19 protein-coding genes are annotated in these 20,684 nt (G+C 71.2%); 2 read left to right on the top strand and 17 right to left on the bottom strand.

Features of this window, described 5'->3' with window-relative positions:
- Positions 1-16: 16 nt before the first annotated feature.
- Both nrtL and ACFU9P_RS14510 read right to left on the bottom strand, forming a co-directional pair.
- Positions 17-1,015, bottom strand: a complete 999-nt coding sequence (nrtL, locus tag ACFU9P_RS14515) for an ArgS-related anticodon-binding protein NrtL (RefSeq protein ID WP_384080305.1) — start codon at positions 1,013-1,015, stop codon at positions 17-19.
- 138 nt (positions 1,016-1,153) lie between these two features.
- Positions 1,154-1,588 (bottom strand): response regulator, encoded by a 435-nt coding sequence (locus ACFU9P_RS14510; RefSeq protein ID WP_376371967.1) that lies wholly within the window; start codon positions 1,586-1,588, stop codon positions 1,154-1,156.
- A gap of 95 nt (positions 1,589-1,683) precedes the next feature.
- Between ACFU9P_RS14510 and ACFU9P_RS14505 the strand changes: the two genes are divergently transcribed.
- Entirely contained in the window at positions 1,684-2,040 is a 357-nt protein-coding gene (locus ACFU9P_RS14505; protein WP_376371970.1) for a hypothetical protein, read from the top strand.
- Here ACFU9P_RS14505 and ACFU9P_RS14500 read toward each other — a convergent pair whose 3' ends face one another.
- From ACFU9P_RS14500 to ACFU9P_RS14490, 3 genes are read right to left on the bottom strand one after another with little or no spacing between them, the layout of a single operon-like run.
- Positions 2,041-2,556 carry an HIT family protein gene (locus ACFU9P_RS14500; protein WP_384080301.1) on the bottom strand — a complete coding sequence of 172 codons (516 nt, stop codon included), beginning with the start codon at positions 2,554-2,556 and terminating at the stop codon, positions 2,041-2,043.
- Positions 2,553-3,161, bottom strand: coding sequence for a hypothetical protein (locus tag ACFU9P_RS14495; RefSeq protein WP_384080298.1), 609 nt, complete (start codon positions 3,159-3,161; stop codon positions 2,553-2,555). Before ACFU9P_RS14495 ends, ACFU9P_RS14500 begins: the two co-directional genes overlap by 4 nt.
- Positions 3,158-3,775, bottom strand: coding sequence for an RNA polymerase sigma factor (locus ACFU9P_RS14490; RefSeq protein WP_376372060.1), 618 nt, complete (start codon positions 3,773-3,775; stop codon positions 3,158-3,160). The genes ACFU9P_RS14495 and ACFU9P_RS14490 overlap by 4 nt, the downstream gene beginning before the upstream one ends.
- Before the next feature lie 331 nt (positions 3,776-4,106).
- Here ACFU9P_RS14490 and ACFU9P_RS14485 point away from each other — a divergent pair, with 331 nt between their 5' ends.
- On the top strand, positions 4,107-5,351 hold the full coding sequence (locus ACFU9P_RS14485; protein ID WP_384080295.1) for a DUF4241 domain-containing protein: 1,245 nt from the start codon (positions 4,107-4,109) through the stop codon (positions 5,349-5,351).
- Between the two features lie 91 nt (positions 5,352-5,442).
- Here ACFU9P_RS14485 and ACFU9P_RS14480 read toward each other — a convergent pair whose 3' ends face one another.
- The 12 genes from ACFU9P_RS14480 to ACFU9P_RS14425 all read right to left on the bottom strand — a co-directional run bounded on the left by ACFU9P_RS14480 (position 5,443) and on the right by ACFU9P_RS14425 (position 20,658).
- The gene (locus tag ACFU9P_RS14480; RefSeq protein WP_376371982.1) at positions 5,443-6,273 is read right to left on the bottom strand and encodes a phosphate ABC transporter ATP-binding protein; all 831 of its coding nucleotides are present in this window, start codon (positions 6,271-6,273) and stop codon (positions 5,443-5,445) included.
- A gap of 20 nt (positions 6,274-6,293) precedes the next feature.
- Positions 6,294-7,238, bottom strand: a complete 945-nt coding sequence (locus tag ACFU9P_RS14475; RefSeq protein ID WP_384080292.1) for a sortase — start codon at positions 7,236-7,238, stop codon at positions 6,294-6,296.
- 144 nt (positions 7,239-7,382) lie between these two features.
- Positions 7,383-8,834, bottom strand: a complete 1,452-nt coding sequence (locus ACFU9P_RS14470) for an Ig-like domain-containing protein (protein WP_384080289.1) — start codon at positions 8,832-8,834, stop codon at positions 7,383-7,385.
- A gap of 154 nt (positions 8,835-8,988) precedes the next feature.
- On the bottom strand, positions 8,989-9,996 hold the full coding sequence (locus ACFU9P_RS14465) for a hypothetical protein (RefSeq protein WP_384080286.1): 1,008 nt from the start codon (positions 9,994-9,996) through the stop codon (positions 8,989-8,991).
- Between the two features lie 174 nt (positions 9,997-10,170).
- Positions 10,171-11,190, bottom strand: coding sequence for a hypothetical protein (locus ACFU9P_RS14460; protein ID WP_384080283.1), 1,020 nt, complete (start codon positions 11,188-11,190; stop codon positions 10,171-10,173).
- A gap of 254 nt (positions 11,191-11,444) precedes the next feature.
- On the bottom strand, positions 11,445-13,952 hold the full coding sequence (locus ACFU9P_RS14455; RefSeq protein WP_384080280.1) for a hypothetical protein: 2,508 nt from the start codon (positions 13,950-13,952) through the stop codon (positions 11,445-11,447).
- Positions 13,949-15,688, bottom strand: coding sequence for a phosphate ABC transporter substrate-binding protein PstS (locus ACFU9P_RS14450; protein ID WP_384080277.1), 1,740 nt, complete (start codon positions 15,686-15,688; stop codon positions 13,949-13,951). The genes ACFU9P_RS14455 and ACFU9P_RS14450 overlap by 4 nt, the downstream gene beginning before the upstream one ends.
- Positions 15,685-16,950: a phosphate ABC transporter permease PstA gene (pstA, locus tag ACFU9P_RS14445; protein WP_376372002.1), complete on the bottom strand. Its 1,266-nt coding sequence runs from the start codon at positions 16,948-16,950 to the stop codon at positions 15,685-15,687. Before pstA ends, ACFU9P_RS14450 begins: the two co-directional genes overlap by 4 nt.
- A gap of 72 nt (positions 16,951-17,022) precedes the next feature.
- Positions 17,023-18,000 carry a phosphate ABC transporter permease subunit PstC gene (gene pstC, locus ACFU9P_RS14440; protein WP_384080273.1) on the bottom strand — a complete coding sequence of 326 codons (978 nt, stop codon included), beginning with the start codon at positions 17,998-18,000 and terminating at the stop codon, positions 17,023-17,025.
- Positions 18,001-18,230: 230 nt separating this feature from the next.
- A complete protein-coding gene (locus ACFU9P_RS14435) occupies positions 18,231-18,578 on the bottom strand; it encodes a hypothetical protein (RefSeq protein WP_376372007.1) in 348 nt (115 codons plus the stop codon).
- Positions 18,579-18,857: 279 nt separating this feature from the next.
- Positions 18,858-19,664 (bottom strand): phosphate ABC transporter ATP-binding protein, encoded by an 807-nt coding sequence (locus tag ACFU9P_RS14430; RefSeq protein ID WP_376372063.1) that lies wholly within the window; start codon positions 19,662-19,664, stop codon positions 18,858-18,860.
- Positions 19,665-19,737: 73 nt separating this feature from the next.
- The gene (locus tag ACFU9P_RS14425) at positions 19,738-20,658 is read right to left on the bottom strand and encodes a sortase (RefSeq protein ID WP_384080270.1); all 921 of its coding nucleotides are present in this window, start codon (positions 20,656-20,658) and stop codon (positions 19,738-19,740) included.
- Between the last annotated feature and the right edge of the window lie 26 nt (positions 20,659-20,684).

The following is a 20,684-nucleotide window of genomic DNA, read 5'->3' as shown; positions in this document are numbered from 1 at the left end:
GGTTCTCTTGAGTGGTTCAGAGGTGTTCTGGTGCGTCGACGCCGAGCAGGGACAGGCCGCCGGCCAGCACGGCCCCGGCGGCTTCGGCGAGCGCGGTCCGGGAGCTGTGGGCGGCCGAGGGTTTCTCGTCGCCGAGCGGCAGCGGGCGGCAGGTCTCCTGGAAGCGCAGGAACGCCTCCGCGGTGAGTTCGAGATGGCGGGCGAGCCGGTCGGGCGCGCGCAGCCGGGCGGCGGCCTCCAGGACGGCGGGGTGGTCGCCGAGGGCGGTGAGGAGGGGGGCGGCGGGCCGGCCGGGCTCTGTCGGGTCGCTGCCGACCGGGTCGCTCCCGATGCCCAGGCGGGCGGCGGCGCGCGCCTGGGCGCGCGTGCGCGCGTACGCGTAGCGGACCCGGAACAGGGCGTTGCTGTCCCGCTGTACGAGCAGGTCCAGGCCGGTGTACGGACGGTCGTGGGCGGCAGGCCGCAGCAGCGCCCAGCGGGCTGCGTCGGGGCCGAGCCGGGCGAGGGCGGCGGGGTCGGGCGCGGGTACGACGCTCAGGCGTTCTTCCGCGCCGGGTACGACGGCGGCCTCGGCGCCCTGGGTGCGGAGCAGCCGTACGACGGTACGGGTCCACAGGTCGGCCCGCGGTTCTTCGGCGGGGGCGAAGGCGGCGACCGTACCGGCGAGGGCGTCGCCGTGGCCGTAGCGGGCCGGGTCGCGGAGGATCGTACGGACCAGGGCGGCGGCGCTGTCCTCGCCGAGGGTGAAGTTCAGGAAGCCGGGTCCGGTGATCTCGACGCGGGCGATGCCGTGGGTGGTGTCGACGCGGCTGCGCAGGATCTCGGCGACCTCGCGGGCCGGGCGTCCCGCGGGTCCCGCGAGGCGCAGGGCGATGCCGGTGGCGTACTCGCCGCGACCGCCGGGGCGGGACCGCTCGACGGCGATCCGCTCGGGGACGGGGCCGGGCAGGGCGTCGTCCGCGACCGCCCGGCACACGGCGTGCCGGACGGTACGGGAGAGCTCTGCGGGAGTCACGGCACCAGCGTATGGGAGGAGGGGGTGGCCTCCGCGAGCGCGTTTCGCGATGCGGGCAGCGGTGGGAGCGGGGGCGGGGCTCGGCCGGGGGCCGGCCGCCGGGCCGGGCGCGGCTCCGGGCGGCTCCAGGCGGGTCTGTCAGCCGCAGGCCGTGCCCGCGGTGCCCGCGCCGCGGCGGCCGTCCATGGGGGGCGGGGGGTTGCGGTGGGTGAGACGGCGGACCAGTCGGATCAGCTCGGAGGGCTCGAAGGGCTTGGCGAGAAAAGCGTCCACTCCGGCGGCGAGGCCGGATTCCACTTCGTACTGCGTACAGGCGCTGATGATCGCTATGGGCAGGCGGCTCGTACGGGGGTCGGCGCGGAGGCGGGCGGCGGTGCGGGGGCCGTCGAGGCGGGGCATCACCACGTCGAGGGTGACCACATCGGGCATGACCTCATGGACCACGTCCAGGCACTCGGCACCATCGGCCGCGGTCACGACCTCGAAACCCTCCAGTTCGAGATTGACCCTGATCAACTGCCGGATGACCCTGTTGTCGTCGACGACGAGCACCCGGCCGGACGCGCCTGACACATGTCGAGGGTAGGTCCGATTCCGGGGCGGCGTCCCGCTTTTGCCGACTTCCGCATCGGCCGGGCGACCCGGGGCGGGCCCTCTAGGCTCTCCGTATGGAACAGAGCGAAGTCGTTCTCAGGGCCATCGGCATTCTCACGCAGTCCACGGAGTGGATCCGCGCCGCGGGCGGGGATTCGGGGCCGGCCGCGGAGTCGGGTGCGGGGCAGATCGGGTCGTTGCTGGCCGAGGTCTTCCCGTCCTTCACGGTCTCCCCGGAAGCCACCCCACTGGAAGCGGCCCACGCGGTCACCGAGGCGGCGCTGCCCGCCATCATGCAGCTCATCGGCGCGTTCAGCTTCGTCTTCTCGGAACTGGCCGAGGTCCACGACTCCGGCCGCACGGACATCACGTCGGAGGCGCTGCTGAGGGACCTGGCGCTACGGATGTCCCGCCCGAGCGGGGCGGTGTAGTCAAGCGCCGGGCCGCAGGCGGGTGTTGATTGCCTGGTTGAGGCGTTTGGCCAGGGCGGAGGTCTCTTCGGGGGGTGTGGGGAGGACTCCGCTCTCCGCCATCAGCGCGTGGTACTGCTGCCGGCCGTACGGGACTCCCGGGGGCAGGCCCGCGATGTGCCAGTGGAGGTGGGCGTTGCCCTGTTGGCTGCCCAGGGACAGGAGGTAGGTGCGCTCGGGCTTGAGGACGTCCTCCATCGCCAGCGCCACCGTCCGTACGAACAGCATCAGCCGGATGTACGCGGCCTCGTCCAGGTCGCGGACGGCGTGTTCGATGTGCGGCTTCGGGGCGGCCAGGAGTTTGCCCGGGAGGGTGGGGAAGCGGTCGAAGAAGGCCACATGATGCTCGTCCTCGTACACGGTCTCGTGCCGGTAGGCCGGGTCACCCGCGAGGAAGGCACAGATGAAGCACGGCCCGCCGCGCGCCCGTTGCTCGTACTCCTCGGTGTCGAAGGGCTGCCGTTCCGCCGTCGTCACTGCTGATTCCCCTGTCCCTGTCCCTGTCCCTGTCCCTGTCCCTGGTTCTCGTTCTGGCTCTGGCTCTGTCCCTGCCCTGTGCTGTTCTCCTTGTCCTTCGGCTGCTTCGTTTTCTTGGGCTTCTTCGGCTTCTTCGGTTTCTGGTCCTGGGCGGCCTGGCCGGGGGGAGTCGGTTTCGCGGAGGACGGTGTTGCGGACTCCTGGGGCGGGGTGCCGGTGGTCGTCGTGGGGGTGGAGGGGGCGGCGGGCCTGAGGGGTGGGGAGGGGGCCGGGGGGCGTTGTGGGGGCTGGTGGGTGGCCGGGGCGCGGAAGGGGGTCGGGATCGCTCCCGTGCCCGCCGCGATCGCCACGCCGCTCAGCGTCGCCACCGCCGCCAGCGCCGCGACCAGCGCCCTCGCGCCGCGGAAGGCGTGGACGACCCGGTGGCCGCGGGGGCGCCAGTCGTCCTGGGGTCTCGGGTCCGTCGGCGCGTCCGAGGCGCGGGCCGTACGGTAGGCCGCCACGGCGGCTTCCCGGCCCGTACGGGAGGCCGGTTCGCCGGACGGGTCCAGCAGCGCCGTACGCAACCGGTCGGCGGCCTCGGAGAGTTCACCGTTCGTGCTCATCCCACATCCTGAAGCGTTGCCGGGGCGGAGGCCGGGGACTGCCCGGAGGCCGGGACCGAGGCCGGCGCCGGAGCCGAGGCCGCGCCCGCCGGTGACAGGGCCGCCAGCGCCGGTGCCAGCCTCTTCAGGCCGCGGTACGAAGCCGTACGCACCGCTCCCACCCTCTTCCCCAGCACCCGCGCCGCCGCGGGCCCGTCGAGGCCCACCACCACCCGGAGCAGCACCGCCTCCGCCTGGTCCCTCGGCAGCTTTCTGACCAGCGCCAGCGCCCGCTCGGTCGACAGCGACTCGAACGCCTCGCGCTCGGTGTCCTGGCCGCCCGGCAGGTCCAGCAGATCGTGCTCGAACTCCGTGACCCGCGGCCGGCTGCGCTGGCGGCGGAGATGGTCGAGCGCCCGGTGCCGCGCGATCGTGGCCGTCCAGCCCCGGAAGCCGTCCCCGTCCCCCCGGAACCGCAGCAGATCCCTGGCGATCTCCAGCCAGGCCTCGGCCGCGACATCCTCCGCGTCGTCCCCCACCAGCCCGCGCACATAGCCGAGCAGTCTCGGATGGATCTGCCGGTAGACCGCTTCGAACGCCTCCTCGTCCCCACGCTGCGCGCGCTCGACGGCCATGCCGAGCCCGCCGTCGGCTGTCCGGCCGCTCTTCCGGCCCGCTCCCCCGCCGCTGACCACACTGTCACCTTCATAACGACGCGGCACCGTTCACCGTGCCCATGCCCCCTGTGCCGGTTCCTCCGCGACTTCATCCGCGATTTCATCCGTGACGTCATCACTTCATCCGCGGCAGACGCGAAACGGCCCACCTGGGACAGCGCGAGCGCTCGCCAAAGCATCACACTGCGCGCCGGTGTGATGTTTCTGTGAAGCCGTGCGCTGGTTCGGCCATGACCTGTTCCCCCAGCACCAGGCGCCCCGGCGCCACCGTACGAGGAGTGCGGCTCTCGTGATCATCGATGTGATGTACGGCGAGGACTGGGACCCGGTGACACGTACGGTCGTCGGCCCGATCGGCCCCCGGGCCGCCGCGGCCCGGGACGCCGCCGGGGCACCGTACGCCGTGATCCTGCGCGCCCCCGGACGTCCGCAGCCGGTCGCGGTGCTGCACATCGCCTGGGCGCACCGGCCGGCCGGCTATCTCGGCATCTGGGCGTACGACGACCAGGGCCGCAGGACCCGGGAGATCGACATCCGGCGGCTGCGGCCCGACCGGCTGTTCCTGCGCAGGCTCGCCCAATGGCGGTACGGCAGCCCGGAGTTGCCGGAGTTCGCGGGCACCGCGGGCCGGGTCAGGATCGACCTCCATCCGGACGGCACGAGCCGCCGGGTGAGCGAACCGCGCGGCGACGCGGGCCCGGCGCGCCACACCGTTGTGCGGGTGCCCGAGGACCGGAGCTGGGAGCCGGTGCCGGCCTTCGGCGAGTGGGGCCCGGTGGCGGCCACGATGACGGGCGACCGTACCGCCCCGGTCGAACTGCGGACCGTACCCGATCCGCAGGGCTCGCCGGGGGTACGGAGCTGGCACCCGCCCCGCCCCATGCGCCCGCGCCATCTCGCCGAGATGTTCACGGTGGACACCCGCTTCACGCCGCCGCCCGGCGACCGCGCGGACCGGTACGCCGTACGGCGCGTCATCGACGCGGGGCTGCTGCGGCTGCCGAGCGGGTGCCTGATCGCGTGCGATCCGTACGATGGGAACTCGAGCGACGCGCCCGCGGTGTTCTTACGCCCCGGCGGCTACCGCGTGGAGATCGCCGTGGCCGCCTATCCGGTCAAGCTGCCGGGCCACTGGCGGCCCGTCGAGGAGTACGCGGCGGCGCGGGTGGTCGTGTCCCAGAACCCCACCGCGTACTGGGAGCCCGCGACCGGCCCCGGCCAGGACGTACGGCTGCTGCGCGACGGCGAGTTCCACGGCTTCGCCGTGGGCTCCGGGACCGGCTGCTTCGCGGACGCGTCGGCCGAGCGGCTGCTCTCGGGGAAGTGGGCTTCCGATGTCCCTCACGAACAGGACGGCATCACCGTACGGCGCGACCCGGTCAACGGCGCCGGGCTGATCGCCTTTCCCAGCGGGCGCGGTGACGGCTCGTATCCCCTGTGGGTGGGACGGGACGCGCGCGGGGACATCACGTGTGTGGTGGCGGACATGCTGATCCTGCACCGCGCGGAGATCGTCCCGTGTGACTCGTGCTGAGCCGTGCTGTACGGGCCGGTCCCGCCCGTACAGCCGCCTTCACCGCAACACGGCGAGCGCCCCGCAACGCCCTTGGCCTACCGCAACGGCCTTACCCGAAGCGGCCGTTGACGTAGTCGGCCGTCCTGGTGTCCTGGGGGCGGTTGAACATCGCGTCCGTGTCGCCGTGTTCGACGATCACGCCGGGCGTGCCCTGCTCCGCGAGGAAGAAGGCGCAGGAGTCGGAGACGCGGGCGGCCTGCTGCATGTTGTGGGTGACGATGACGATGGTCACCTCGGACTTGAGGTCGGCGATCGTCTCCTCGATCCGGCGCGTGGAGGTGGGGTCGAGCGCCGAGCAGGGCTCGTCCATCAGCAGGACCCTGGGGCGTACGGCCAGGGAGCGGGCGATGCAGAGGCGCTGCTGCTGGCCGCCGGAGAGGGCGCCGCCGGGCTGGCGGAGACGGTCCTTGACCTCGCGCCAGAGACCGGCCTTGGTGAGGCACTCCTCGACGAGGTCGTCCCTGCCGTCGCGGCCGGCCTTGATGCGGTTGAGCTTGAGACCGGCCAGGACGTTGTCGTACAGGGACATCGCCGGGAACGGGTTGGGCTTCTGGAAGACCATGCCGATCTCGCGGCGGGCATGGGTGATCCGGCGGCCCCGGTCGTAGATGTCGCCGCCGTCGAGCAGCACGCGGCCGGCGAGACCGGCGGACGGGATCAGCTCGTGCATCCGGTTGAGGATGCGCAGGAAGGTCGACTTGCCGCAGCCCGAGGGGCCGATGAGCGCGGTGACCCGGTTGGCGGGCATGGTGAGCGAGACCCGGTCGAGGACCTTGTGGTCGCCGAACCAGGCGGAGACGCTGTCGGCCTCCAGGGTGGCGGGGCCCGCCCCGGGGCGCCGCACGGCGTCAGCGATATCAGTGGGTGTGGTGGCGGTCATGTCGGTCAACTCCCGGTATTTCAGAGCAGGTTGGGCAGGAGGCGGGTGGCGGCCCCGGCGACGGCCAGCCCCAGGGCGGCCAGTACGGGCAGCGCGCAGACCCAGGTCTGCCAGCGGCCCCATACGCGCTGGGCCCACGCGGCGAGCAGGGCGGCCAGGAAGAGCCCCTGGGTCCAGAGGAAGACGGCGAGCCAGGCACCGCTGTCGCCCTTGAGCGCCTCTTCGGAGGTGCCGATCCAGCCGGACCGGCGGTCGCGCGGCGGGCTGGGCTGGACGGGCGAGGTCAGTTCGGCGTCGACGCGCAGCACGCCCGAGGGGGTGTACGCGGGGCCGGTGGCGGTGATCAGGGTGAGCCTGCCCTTGGTGGGGTCGGCGGCCGTGGGCAGCGCGTCACCGGCCCGGCGGATACCGGTGACGCGGTACTGCGCCTTGCCCTGTCCGGTCATCACGGTGACCGTGGCGTTCTCGGGGAGCCGGTCGAGACTGGCGAACGGGCTGCCGTACCCCCAGAGCCTGCCCATGATCACGGAGGTGCCCGCCTGGCCGGGCAGGGGGGTGTCACGGCGGTGCCCGGGTCCTGACATCAGGACACCCGAGGTGGTGCCCTCGCCGACGACCTCGTGCACGCCGAGGGCGGGGATGTCCAGAAGGGCGACGGGCGCGCCGAGCACGAGCGGCTTGCCGTTGCTGTCGCGCCCGCCCACGGGGGCGGTGCCCTCGGCGAGTTGCTTGCGCAGCTCGTCGTACTGGACCTGCTGGTCGCGGGCGTGCTTGAGATGGCCGACGACGGTGAGGTTGGCGGCGAAGCCGAGCAGCACGGCGGCGAGCACGCACAGCGCGGCCCCGGCCAGCGCCATGCCGGGGCGTGCGGGGCCGGGGGCGGGGGTGGCGGCTTTCCCGCGCTCGATGGGCCGCTCGGGTCCGGCCGGCGCGGGGGCGGACGGCGGCGATGTCAGAACGGCCACGGTGGCTGCGCTCCTCGCTGTCTGGGTCGAAGTCTGGTCGGGGGGTGAGGCTCTTGTACGGGTACGGCGGATCCGGGCGTGGGCCCGGGGGCGGGCGTACGGTGAACGCCCGCCCCCGGAGGCCCTGTTGTGCGGGACCGAGCGTCAGTCGCCCGCCGGGCCCGAGGGCGCGGCGAAGGTCAGCAGCCCCTTGCGGCGCGCGGAGACCATGAAGGCGGCGCCCACGAAGAGCAGGGCCAGCGAGCCGAGGCCGATCGCCGCGACTCCGGTACCGGTCGAGGCGAGGGACCCGCCGTCGCCGCCACCGGTGCCGCCGTCCGAGCCGCCCGTACCGCCGGTGTCCGCGCCGCCGGTGTCGCCACCGGTCGCGCCGTCCGTCGTACCGCCGTCGTCGCTCGCGCTGTCACTGGGCTCGGGGGTGGGGTCCGGGTCGACCACCTCGCCGGTGGTGAAGGCGAACGTGACGGTGTGGCCCTCCGCCTTGTCCTCGGCGAACGTCAGTGCGTGGTCGCCGTCGGCGATGTCCTCGGGGACGGTGAAGTCGTAGCCCTGCACGATGCCTTCGGCGTCGGCCGTGGCGCCCTCGAAGGCGGTCTCGCTGTCGGAGAGGGTGACCTTCACCGTGGAGTTCGCGGAGTAGCCGCGGGCGGTGATGGCGACCTTCTGGCCGGCCTCCAGGTTCGGGTTCTCCTCCAGAGCGTTGCCGTCCGCGTCGACGACTTCGAGGTCGGCGGGCTCCTCCGGGGACTGGGAGCCGGTGGGAGAGGGGGAGCCCGACGGCGGGCCGGACGGGTCGGCGGCCGGGTGGACGGTGTAGCCGGCGATGGACCCGACCGAATCGGCGTAGGCGTCCGGGTCGGCGGAGGTGAACTGTGCCCCGATGTTCACAACTCCCAGGGGCAGGGCCGAGGTGGTGAACACGGCGGTGCCGTTCTCGGCCGCCTTGCTGCCCAGTTCGACCGGCTCGGCGTTGAGCTGCTGCGCGGTCAGGGTGAAGTCACCGGCCACAGCGGGGGTCACCTTCGCCGTGATGGTCACCGTGTCGCCCAGATTGGACTCGGTCGCCGGGACCGCCGTCAGCTCGACGCTGGTGGCTTCCGCCTGGGGCAGTGCCCAGGTGTCGCCGGTGATCTCGATGTTCGTGGAGAAGAACGAGAAGTCGTTCGGGTCGTTCCAGTTGGGGCACTCCAACTGGAGTTCGTAGGTGCCGTCATGGTTGCCGTCGCCGAACCAATTGGTGAGGACCGTGGCGAGTGAGGTGCTCGATGCCGGTATGTCGGTGTCCACGGGCGCGGTGTCATAAGGGCCGTTGGACGCTTGGCCGAGACGGATACGCGATCCGGTCCCCGCCGGGTGGACCACCTTGAGCCACACCGCATCGCCCTGGCCTGTCGGGCACGGCGCGTCCGTGGTCACATGCGGGACCAGGGGGTTGTCATTGATGCTTCCGGAGGTCTTGCTGAGGGTCAGGTCGCCGAGACGGCCGGCCGCGCTCGCGGTGGCCGCGGCGCCGAGTACGGCAGCGGCCGCGCCCAGAAGCAGGGCGCAGCACATCAGCAGCGCCGGAAATGTTCTCGCTCGCGCGAGGCGTGTCATGGTCGTAACTCCTAGTAGGTGTTGGGCACGGGGCGCGGTATGCGGCACAGGTGCCGGATGGGTGTGGACAGGGACTTCGGCCGGGCCACGGATACGCCGTGGGGCCGGGCGCCTGCGGGGCGCCCGGCCTGGTCGTCGAAGCGAGTGGTATTGATCAGCGCTCCCCCTGGAGGGCAGTGCTGCCGCAGGCGGCGCCGAGCGTGACAAAGCCGTAGGCCTGGATGAGCCGGGACTGCGCGCAGACCTGGGAACCGGGCCCCACGAAGGCGCTGATGAGCGCCGGATCGGCGGCCGGGCTGCCGCTCAGCCTGTTCGTCCGGACGATGTTGTAGATGTCGCGGACGAACGGGAAAGCGGTGTTCAGCGTGCCGTTGGGGTTGCGCGGCGACACGCCGTTCCACTTGGGGAGCACCGTCGTACCGTGCAGGTCGGCCGTCACACCGCCTGTCTGCGCGATGTACTGGGCGACCGAGTACGGGGCGATATCGCCCGGGGAGGTCAACGCGACACCGTAGTTGTCCTGGAACGGAACGACGCACGCGCCGACCTGCGCGTCTCCCATGCTGAGCTGTGCCAGCAGCCAGGCCCGGGTGCCGGAGCCCTCCGGAGGCAGCAGGGGTCGCAGGGTGACCCCGTTGTGCTGCCTCTTGACACAGCTGAAGATCTCACGGAGTTCGATGAGATTCAGGTTGAGGCCCGCGGCGGTGTTGAGCGGACTGTCCGAACGGACGGCGAAGGCCACCGCGTCCTTGGCGAACGGGATCCACGTCAGGCGGGTGCCGGGAGCCCTGGGCCCCCGGGAGGAACGGACGAAGTCGAGGCAGCCCGTGTTGTTGACGATCGCGTCGTGCAGCGCCAGGACACCGTGCACGGAGCCATTGGGCCGGTTCAGCACACAGCCGACGGGGCGGGTCTTGATGGGCGAGGCACCCTCGGCGTCGTACGAGGCGATCAGCGAGGGACTCGGGGAGCTGTCGGGGTCCGGGATGGCCTGGCCCAGGCTGTTGAGCAGTTCCTGGGTGGTGGCCGAGCCCACACCCACGAGCTGGCGGTACTCGGTGGACGGGATCGGGTCGGCGGACGCCGGCGTGGTGAGCAGGCTCAGACCGAGGGCGGCGGCGAGGGTGACGGCTGCCGAACGGATGGCGGACGCGAGCTTCACTGCGGGTTCCTCCTCCGTGATCGCTGCGCGTAGGTCATGAGGTGCGTGTCCGGCCGACCGTGGGGGCGGAGGCCGGGGGGCCGGGCACCCGTGGAGGGTGCCCGGCCGTGGTGCGGTGGTGCGGTGGTGCGAAGGACCGGGGCGGAGACCGTGGTCAGTGCCCGCCCCGGGTCATCAGCGCTCGCCCTTGAGCGTGACGTTGCCGCAGTTGGCGATGGTGCCGAAGCCGTAGTCCGTGATGACGCCCGTCTGGGCGCAGACCTTCGAGGTGTTGGTCTCGAAGGCGCTGATCAGGTCGGCGTCGGGGGTGGCGCCACCGGTCAGCTTGGCGGTCGGGACGACGTTGTAGACGTCACGGTTGTACGGGAACGCGACGTTCAGGTTGCCGCCGACGCGCGGCTCGATGCCGTCCACCTTGAGGAGGACGGTGACGCCGTGACGGTCCGTCACCACACCACCGGTCTGGGCGATGTACTGGGCGATGGAGTACGGGGCGATGTTGCCGTTGTCCGTCAGAGCGGTGCCGTCGTGCTCCTGGACGGTGCCGTTGACACACGTGCCGACCTGGGCCTCGGTGACATTGATCTTGCCCAGGAAGAAGGTGCGGGTGCCGGAGTTGAGCTGCGGCAGCAGCGGCTTCAGCGCAACGCCGTTGTGCGTGGTCTTGGTGCAGGTGTAGATGTCGTGGAGCTGCTGGGTCGTGAAGCCCACGGTGGTGTTGAGCGCGCTGCCCGAACGGACGACGACGGTCACCGCGTCCTTGGCGAACGGGATCCAGGTCAGCTTGGTGCTGGTGGTGGTGTCGGCCGGGGTCCGCGAAGAGCGGGCGAAGTCAATGCAGTTCTTGGTGGTGCTGCCGGCCGGGGCCGCGAGGTCGGCACGCAGCGCGTCGATGCCGGCCGAGGAACCGTTGGGCCGCGGGATCGAGCAGTTGACCGCGCGCGTCTTGATGGGCGAGGAGCCCGTCGCGTCGTACGAGGCGATCAGCTTGGTGCTCGGGGAGTTGTTCGGGTCGGCGATGGCCAGGCCGAGACCGTTGCCGACGTCCTGGGTGGTGTCAGAACCCACACCGACGAGCTGACGGTAGTCGGTGGAGGGGATCGGGTCGGCCGACGCGGGGGACGCGAACAGGCTCAGACCGAGAGCGGCGGCGCCGACAGCGGCGGCGATGCGAATACGGGACTTGACGTTCACTTCTGTTCTCCTCCGTGAATACGGATTGCGAGGAATGGACGGTCAAGAGGAATCCGGATTTTCGTTGCTGCCGACCCGTCGGCCGACACCGTGAACAGTTCCGTATTCTCCCGCCGGAGAACCACCAACTCCATTGAAGGAAAAGGTTACGGGGGCATTTCCTAGGTGACTCCTAGGGAATTCACGAGTGGTGACACGGAATTCCCGGAGGGCGGAACGCCGCTCCGGGAATTCCGGTGCCACGGAGCGCTAGCTCATCCGGAGCCGCCTGTCGCCGCCCGGCGTGCGGAGAGCCTCAGGAGTACGGGACCGGCCAGCGCGGCGACACCGCCCGCGACCAGGACCCCGAGCAGTACCCAGCGGACAATGCCCAGCACCTCGCCGGGGGTCAGTCCGCCGGACGTGGCGGCGACGCTCTTCCCAGGACCTGAACCGCCACCGTCCGCCGCGGCGCCCGGGGTGGCGGAGGCGCTGGGCGCGTCCGTACCGGAACCGCCGGCCGCTCCCTCGCTTCCGGCACTCCCCGCCGTACCGCCGGAATCCCCGGCGGGCCCGCCGACAGCGGCCGTATCGGAACCGCCGCCGGAGCTGCCGGCACCGGCTGGAACGCTCTCGTCACCACCAGGGGCGGCCGGCTTGCCGCGTTCCAACTGGTCAGCGGCGGCCAGCGCCTGGTCGCGCAGGCCCTTGGGCATCGGCGCGTATCCGGGCGGCAGTTCACCCGGCGCCAGGCCCGCCTTCTGCCCGTCGCCCGCCGCGTACCGGATCAGCCGTGCGTAGTCCCGTCGGGCGTCCGCCGGCTGGTCCAGCGGGGCAACGGCGTAGGCGACCGCCGCCAGCGGATAGGCGCCGCCCTTCGCGGTGGCCGGGGTAGGCGCCTTCACACCCTTGACGGCCGAGTCGGGCATCCGGGCGACGGCCTTGAGCAGGGAGTCCGTGGTCGGCTTGACATAGTCGCCGTCGGCGTTGGGAAGCGCGGCGAAATCCAGCCCGTAGCGGGACGCGGACGCGGCGTCGACAATGCCGTAGGCCATACGGCTTCCCGGGTTGACGTCCGATGCCACGAGCTTGACGCCGCTGGGAGTAGTCGGGTCCTGGGCGCCGACGAAGGTCGCTCCGCTGGCGCCTCGCCGGACCCGCAGCGCTCCGTTGTGCAGGTCGTTGGAGTAGGGAGCCCTCTCCTGCTGCCCGTACGAGATCTTCCCTGTCTGACCACCGCCGAGTGCCAGCGAAACCTCGGTCTCGGTCGGGTCCGCCTTCGGGAAATCCAGAGGGGCGGTCTTGTCGAGACCCAGCTCCCGGTAGAAGGGATTCACCTTCGTGCCCCAGGGGTCCGGCTTCCCCTGCAGGAATTCCCGGGCGTCGGTGTCCGACTGGAGATACCTCCACACCAGAGCATTGACGTCCGAATTAACGGCCTGCAGCAATATCCCGTCAGGACCGAGCTGAGGCGCCACGGGACGGTCGAAATACGGGTTCAGTTTTCTGAATTCCGGATCGACAATGATGGACAGCGCGTTCCCTTCGAGGTGGTCCGGTACCGGATGCTCGAAGCTGAGGAGCCGGATGTCGTAGGGGTACGAGCCGGTCATCAGCTTGGCCAGCAGCCGTGGATTGAGCTTGAGATCGTGCACTTGTCCAGCGCCCTCGTCCTCCCAGAAGAAGCCGACCGTAAGAGCGCTGACGGCCACCGGAGCGTGCACGACCTCCGCCCCGCCCTCGACGGGTGCCACGGTGATCCCCATCCCGGGCGAACTCGCCGTGGGGTTCGCGATGAGTTCCCGCGCGTGGTCCTCGCCGGACTGGCTGAAGGTGAAGCGCGAGTCGGCTCCCGAGCACAACCGCGTCTGCCAGGACGTGATGGCATCGGTCAGCAGCTCGGATCCGATGACGCGGCGCTCGGCCTTGTCGGCGTCACAGGTATTGCCCACCGGACTGAAGTCCATCGGGAAGACGATCCGCTGGTCCCAGTTGGACTGGCTCAGGCCGGAGGTCTTGAGCCCCGCGCTGATATCGCTGGAACCGTCCGGATCGTGTGTGCCACGGGGGACGACGACCAGCCAGCACCGCCGGGGCGTCGTCCGTCCAGCTGCCGGGTCGACCTCGCCACACCCCAGATGGGGCGCTTCGAGCGCCGTCTTCACCTCGAAGACCGCTTCGCCGGTGCCGTCCTGCCTCGTGCGCAGCCAAGGCTGGGTGTTCGTGTCGTTGTTGCTGAAGTACGTCGCGTCGTTGACCGAGTCGGTCGGTTCCCCCACCACGGGCCGGAACGGCACGAACGGGTTGTTGCCCGTCGGCGCCTCGGCGTATTTCGTCTCCAGCGGGTCCGTGCCCTTGGGCAGCGTTCGCAGGCCCATGAAGAAGTCGCCCGCTCTGATCGCGCCGAACTCGCACTGTTCACGTTGGGGCCCCGCCGCGTCGTCCCCCCAGCACTGCATGACCTGGAGAAAGTTCGTGTACTTCGTGGACGGCGGCCTCTCACGGCTCGTCCACGTCACCTCCACGCCCTGCGCGCGTAGATTTTTGGTCTGGTGGACCGTCACCTTGAGATCGGAGAAGTCGTCGTACGGGCCCCTCTTGCCGCTCTTCGTCACCGCCGAGTCCTCAGCGGCGGCCTTCGGCGCCCGTACCTCCGGCACCTCCGCCGCCTGCACGGGCCCCGACGGCAGCGGTACGAGGGCCAGCAGCAGAGCGCCGGCCAGGGCGCCGAGGCCGGCCTTGACCCGCACCCGGCGGGAGACCGTCATGTCGCGCACGCTCATCCCGATCCCTCCCTGCGGCGGGCCCGGGCGGAGAGCGCGCGGGCGGTCAGCGGCGGGCCGATGACCACGCCGACCAGCAGGACCGCGGAGAGCGCCATCAGCGCGCCGCGCAGCCCGGACGCCTCGCCGGAGGAGAGGGTGACCGGGTTGGCGACGACCGAGGAGTCTCCGCCGCCGGCGGCGCCGTCACCGGTGATCAGCTCGCCGGTGTCGGGGTCGATCGTTCCGCCGGACGCGCCGGCCGCCGTGGCGGCCGGGTCCTGGGAGCCGGAGGCTCCGCCCGTGGCGCCGCCCGTGGCCGCGGCTCCGCCGGTGCCGGCCGAGGATCCGCCCGTACCGCCGGAGCCTCCCGTACCGCCCGTGCCGCCGCCCGAACCGCCGTTGCCCGAGCCTCCGTTGGAGCCCTGGGCCCCTGGCTTCACCGGGGTCGTCTGGTCCTTGGCGCCCGCGGTGCCGGTGGCGCACTGCGTCGGGCCCTTCTTGTCGCAGTCCTTGGGCTGCGGGGCGTTCCTGGCGAGGGTGTTGCTGCCGTCCGCGGAGAAGGTGGGGTTGCGGCACTTGCTGATGTTGATCTTGTCGGTGGGGGCGCCCGGGATCCGTCTCACCTGCGTGAAGCCCGCCTCGACCAGGTTCTTCGGCAGCGGCGAGTAGCCCAGCTCCTCGGCCATCTGCTGGCCGTCGCAGAGGAAGTAGTTGGCGAAGGTGCCCAGTGAGAGGCCCTTCGCCTTCGTCATGGGGTTCTGCTCACCGTCCAGCGAGGTGGGGATGATCATGTAGCTGTAGCTGGAGAGCGGATAGGACCTCTTGTCCTTCGCCTGGTAGACGCCGTCGAGGATCTGGGTCAGATAGTTGGTCGAGTTCTTGTCCGGGTTGATCTCGGCTTTGAGCAGGGCCACGGCGACGCTGGAAGCGGTCGGCTCCACGTAGTAGCCCGACTCGTTGAGCATCTTGGCCACCGGGAAGCCGGTCGAGATGGCGTACGAGTACTCGACATAGGTGATCGCGCCCTCGGCCTGGTTCTGCTTCACATAGCCGGAGACCCCGAGCGAGCCGGACTTGGCGATCGTCGAGGTGCCGGGCACCACCGGGAAGTACGAGGTGAGACCGCACGGCGTGGCGCGTCCGGCGCGTGCGCAGAAGTCGTTCCAGGTCGAGCCGTGCTCCTTGGCCAGCCAGGTGGTGAGCTGCGCCGTCGTACCCGATCCGTCGGCGCGTACGACCGGCACGATCCGGCGGGCGGGCAGGGTCAGGCCCGGGTTGTCCGCCCTGATCTCGGGCGCGTTCCACATGGTGATCTTCGAGGTGAAGATCTTGGCGAGGACATCGCCGGACAGCCGCAGATTGGTGACCCGCTTGCCGCCGATCTTCAGGTTGTACATGAAGGCCGTGCCACCGGCCACGATCGGCATATAGGCGTAGCCGCGCGTGGGCGGGACGTCGGTGACGCCGCCCTCCTTGAGCCCGTACGGGATCTCGGAGACGCCGAAGTCGACGGAGCCGTTCCTGAACTGCTCACGGCCGTTGGAGGATCCGGTCGCCGCGAAGTTCACGGTCATACCGAAGTTGGAGGCGACATTGCGGCGCCACTGGTCGAGCGCGTTGGCGCTCCAGGTGGAGCCCGCGCCGTTGATCTTCGGGTAGGTCACCGCCCAGGCGGGCGGCGGGCCGACGGCCAGCAGCGCACAGAGCAGCGCGGCCAGCCCCATGGCCAGACGGGAGACGGTCGCGGGTCTCACGGGGAACTCCTGAAGGACGTGTCGGACGGTACGGTCGGCGTGCGGGCTGCCGTACTGCTGGCGGTACGGGCGGCGAAGCGCTCGGCGTCACGGCGTGAGGCGAGCACCCGCCGATGGGTCTGACGGCGCGTCAACTGGCCCGGTGCGCGGCCGCCGATGACGCGGGCGAGGACGAACAGCAGGAGCACCAGAGCCATCAGCGTCGCGGCGGTGCCGAACCCGCGCGCGATCATGGCGGGTTCGGGCGACTTGACGAACTCGAAGGCGGCGAGCGGCAGTGACACCTGCGCCCCGTCGAACGGATTGACTTCCATCTCGGCGGTGAAGCCCGCGGTGAGCAACACCGGGGAGGTCTCGCCGACTCCGCGCGCGGTGCCGAGGATCACCGAGGTGGTCAGCCCGGACCGCGCGGTGGGCAGGACCACGTGCCAGGCGGTGCGCCAGCGCGAGGTGCCCAGCGCGTACGAGGCCTCGCGCAGGGTCCCGGGCACCAGCCGGATCACCACGTCGGAGGCGCGGATGATGATCGGCAGCATCATCACAGAGAGGGCGAGGGCGGCGGCGAGGCCGGACTTCCCGGTGCCCAGGGAGAGGATCACGGTCGCGTAGATGAACAGGCCGGCGACGATGGACGGCAGCGCGGTCATGGCCTCGACGATGGTGCGGACGAACCGCGCGAACCGTCCCGGCACCTCGTTGAGGAAGACCGCGCAGACCAGCCCGGACGGCACGGTCAGCGCCAGCGCGATGGTGATCTGCTCCAGCGTGCCGACGATGGCGTGCAGGATGCCGCCCGCGCTCAGCGGGTCGAGCGGGCCCGCCAGCATCATGTCCTGGGTGAAGAAGTTGAGATGGGGCAGCGCCCTGCGGCCCTCCCACAGGGTGAAGACGATCACGTAGGCCAGCGCGGCCACCATGACCAGGCCCATGCTGCGGACCACGACTCCGGCGATCCGGTCCCGTACGGTCGGCCCGTCCTCGTCGAAGGAGACCACCAGGGCGTACAGGGCGAGGAAGAGCACATAGGCGATGAAGACGAAGCCGACCACGCCGTTGAAGGGCAGCAGCCAGACGAAGAGCAGGGCGGTCAGACCGGTGGCCCCGGCGGCCGAGCCGAGCAGCGCGTACGTGTCCGTGGCCCGGGTCAGCGTCAGGGAACGCCGCCGCTCCCCGGCCGGCCCGTCGGGCCGCGGCAGGCTCGCGGGCAGCACGGTGCGCCGTTCGTCCTTCACGGACGGCGGCGTCTCGGGTGCGAGGGTCATGACGGGTGGATCCCCTTAGAGGCGGCTTGGAGTCGGCGTGCGGTGGACCGGCGGGGCGCGCGGCCGGGAGCGCTAGGCGTCGCTCGCCGCGCCCGAGCGGCTGCGGGCGGCGATCGAGGAGGCGGCGAAGTTGACGATCAGGGTCACCACGAAGAGCGCCAGGCCCGCGGCCATCAGCGCGGCCATGCCGAAGGGGCTGGCCTCGCCGTACCGCAGCGCGATCAGCGAGGACACCGAGCTGGTGCCGCTCTGGATGATGTGCCACTGGATCACGAAGACCGGCGAGATGATCAGGTAGACGGCGATGGTCTCGCCCAGCGCGCGGCCGAGGCCGAGCATGGTGCCGCCGATCATGCCGCCCTTGCCGAACGGCAGGACGACGCTGCGGATCATTCCCCAGCGGGTGGCGCCGAGCGCGTACGCACCCTCGCGCTCACCGGCCGGGGCCTGCGAGAAGACCTCACGCATGACCGAGCAGATGATCGGCGCGACCATGAGGCCCACCACGATGCCCGCGATCAGGGTGGAGGAGGTGTAGATGGTCTCGGTGGACAGCGGGTCGCGCGGGTCGACCCCGACCACGCTGAACGGCGGGAACCAGCCCAGATAGGTGGCGATCCAGCGCGCGGTCGGCAGGATCGCGCCCTCGAAGAAGAACAGGCCCCAGAGCCCGTAGACCACACTGGGCACCGCCGCCATCAGGTCGACGATGCTGATCAGCGTGGACCGGATGCCGGGCCGCGCGTACTCGGAGATGTAGAGCGCCCCGCAGAGCGCGAGCGGAAACGCCACGATGATCGCGACCGTGGCGATCAGAACCGTACCGACCATGACCGCGGCGATACCGAAGTTGCCGGCGTCCGGCTCCCAGGCCTCGGTGGTCAGGAAGGACCAGCCGGCCCGGTCGATCGCCGGCCAGGCGCGGTACAGCAGGAATCCGCCGACCAGCAGCATGACGGCGAGCACAAGGCCGCCGCCGCCTCGGGCCACGCCCCGGAAGAACCGGTCGGGCAGCCCGGGGTCGGCGTACAGCGCACGCGAACTGTCCATGGCGGCCACCCCGTCGGGGTGACCTCTGACAGGTCCATCGGCCGGTCCGACGGCCACAGTTCGCTCCCTTGTTCGTCTCAGCACAACCAAGACGCTCACGGGACGCGGTTGACATGCGGGCACCTTCATCTGAACGAGGGGCGCCCTAGAGGCAACTTCCGGTTACGAACGTGTGCAAGTGACGTGCGAAGTCACCGCAAAGAAGGCCACACTCCTGTGCGTATGAGGCATCAGCTCCCGCTCCACGGGACCTCGCCGCTCTCGCCCAGCTCCCGCAGCAGGTCACGGAAACGGGCGTACGCGGCGCGGCAGGTCGAGTACCGCTCGTACGAACGGGCGGACACTATGGTGCGCTGCCCCGCCTCGTTCCTGACTATCCACATCCAGCCGTTGTTCTCCTGCGTGTGCTGGACGCCGCCGGTGAGTACGGCGTGCTGTCGGCACACCTCCTCGAAGGAGGCGCGGCATCGCTCGTACGAGGTGAAAGCGGTTGCCGAAACGGCGACCACCCGCCCGTTCTGTGCGACGACGCGCCATCCATAGCGGCCGTCGGCGTCGATGTCGGTCTGACAGCGCACGCCGGCGGCGTTCCGTAATCTCCCGCTCTCATCGGGCGATCCCATGACCCCACCCCTGCCACTCGTCCCAGGCGGACCGCGGGTACGGCCCTAGGAGCAGCAGGTGCAACCTAGTGAGACGTTCGTGACACATGGGATCCGACCGACTACCTGACGGCATGATTCGTCAGGAAGTTGCCCCTTGGTCACGGGATGGCCATCAGAAGGGATCATGAAAAATCGTGGGAAACCGCGTTCCTTCCCCACCAACTACGCGCGTCGAACGCGCTCCCAACAGGCCTAGCCGAAGCGGCCGTTGACATAGTCTGCGGTACGGGGATCGGCGGGGCTGGTGAACATCGCCGAGGTGATTCCGTGCTCGACGATGCCGCCGGGGGTGCCCTGTTCGGCGAGGAAGAAGGCACACCGGTCGGAGACCCGGGCCGCCTGCTGCATGTTGTGGGTGACGATCACCACCGTGACCTCGCCGGCCAGTTCCTTGATCGTCTCCTCCACCCGCCGGGTCGAGGTCGGGTCGAGCGCCGAGCAGGGCTCGTCCATCAGCAGCACCCGCGGGCTGACCGCCAGGGAGCGGGCGATGCAGAGCCGCTGCTGCTGGCCGCCGGAGAGCGCGCCGCCGGGCTGGCGCAGCCGGTCGCGCACCTCGTTCCACAGGCCCGCCTTGGTCAGACAGTGCTCGACCAGCTCGTCCTTGGCGTCGCGGCCGAGCCGGACGCCGGTGAGCTTGAGGCCCGCGGTGACGTTCTCGTACACGGACATGGCCGGAAAGGGGTTCGGCTTCTGGAAGACCATGCCGATCTGCTTCCTGGCGTCGGTCAGCCGCCGCTCGGGCGCGTAGATGTCCTGGCCGCCGAGGAGCACCTCGCCAGCGAGGGCGGCGGAGGGGATCAGCTCGTGCATCCGGTTGAGGATGCGCAGAAAGGTCGACTTGCCGCAGCCGGAGGGCCCGATCAGCGCCGTGACCCGGCCGGCCGGCATGGTCAGCGACACCCGGTCCAGCACCTTGTGGTCGCCGAACCAGGCCGAGACGCGGCGCGCCTCCAGCTCGGCGGCGGTGCCCGGCGCGGGGGAATCCGCCGGCGGCAGGGGAAGGGTGTCGGAGGGGGAGGCGGTCACGGCGGTGTCCTTCGGATTCGCTGGGGATGAAAGGAGCTGGGGATCAGAGGAGGTTGGGCAGCAGGAGCGCGGCCTGGTCCGCGACGGCGAACCCGAGCGCGCCGAGTACGGGAACGCCGATGACCCACGCCTCGCGGCGGCCCGAGCGGACCCGTATCCAGGTCAGCGCGGCGGCGGCGAGCACCAGGGCCTGGCCCCACAGCACCAGCGGCAGCCATGCGGAGGTCTGGAGCGCCATCGGCTTCTCGTCGGCGGGCAGCGTGCCGGTGGTGTAGAGGGGGGCCATGGCGGGCTGCACGGCGGAGACGAGATCGGCGTCGACGCGCAGCAGTCCGCCGGGCAGGAACGGGCGGCCGTCACCGGTGATCAGGGTGAGCCGGCCCTGGCCCGCCCCGAGGACGGGCGGCTGCGGGTCGCCCTCCCTGCGGACCCCGAGGACCCGGTAGGTGTGGCGGCCCTGGCCGGTGCTGACCGTGAAGGTCTCGCCCGCCCGCACCTCGTCGAGGTGCGCGAACGGCCCTCCGTACGCGGCCTGACGGCCCATCACGATGCTGACGCCGGCCTGGCCGGGGAACACGGTGTCCCTGCGGTGGCCGGGCCCGGCGGCGAGGACCTCCGAGGTGGTGCCCTCGCCGATCACCGTGCGCAGGCCGAGCTGCGGGATCTCCAGGAGCGCCACGGGGGTGCCGGGCTTCAGCGGTTCGCCGTCCTCGGCGCGCGGCCCGACCGGCGCGGTGGCGTTGGCCAGTTCGGCGCGCAGCGCGGAGTGGGCGACCTTCTGGTCCCGGCCGTGGCGCAGATCGCCGAGCGGGCCCAGATTGGCGACGAACGCGAGGAGCAGGACGGCGAGGATGCTCAGCGCGGCGCCGGTGGCGCGCAGCGCCGGGGCGGGGGGGGAGGTGGTCGTACCGCCGCCCTTGACCCGGGTGGGCAGGCAAAAAAGCTCGTGGGCACGGTCCCCCATCCCTCGACCCCTCCCCGCCCTGTCTT

This window comes from Streptomyces sp. NPDC057617 (genome assembly GCF_042800555.1).
Taxonomy (GTDB): Bacteria; Actinomycetota; Actinomycetes; order Streptomycetales; family Streptomycetaceae; genus Streptomyces.
Note: the sequence above shows the minus strand (reverse complement) of the source record. Positions and strands in the feature narration are given on the sequence as shown.

Coding starts and splice junctions, on each gene's coding strand:
- ACFU9P_RS14495 (WP_384080298.1), bottom strand. CDS start 3,161: ATGAGCACGAACGGTGAACTCTCCGAGGCCGCCGACCGGTTGCGTACG.
- ACFU9P_RS14490 (WP_376372060.1), bottom strand. CDS start 3,775: ATGGCCGTCGAGCGCGCGCAGCGTGGGGACGAGGAGGCGTTCGAAGCG.
- pstA (WP_376372002.1), bottom strand. CDS start 16,950: ATGACCCTCGCACCCGAGACGCCGCCGTCCGTGAAGGACGAACGGCGC.
- ACFU9P_RS14505 (WP_376371970.1), top strand. CDS start 1,684: ATGGAACAGAGCGAAGTCGTTCTCAGGGCCATCGGCATTCTCACGCAG.
- ACFU9P_RS14425 (WP_384080270.1), bottom strand. CDS start 20,658: ATGGGGGACCGTGCCCACGAGCTTTTTTGCCTGCCCACCCGGGTCAAG.
- ACFU9P_RS14455 (WP_384080280.1), bottom strand. CDS start 13,952: ATGAGCGTGCGCGACATGACGGTCTCCCGCCGGGTGCGGGTCAAGGCC.
- ACFU9P_RS14480 (WP_376371982.1), bottom strand. CDS start 6,273: ATGACCGCCACCACACCCACTGATATCGCTGACGCCGTGCGGCGCCCC.
- pstC (WP_384080273.1), bottom strand. CDS start 18,000: ATGGACAGTTCGCGTGCGCTGTACGCCGACCCCGGGCTGCCCGACCGG.
- ACFU9P_RS14470 (WP_384080289.1), bottom strand. CDS start 8,834: ATGACACGCCTCGCGCGAGCGAGAACATTTCCGGCGCTGCTGATGTGC.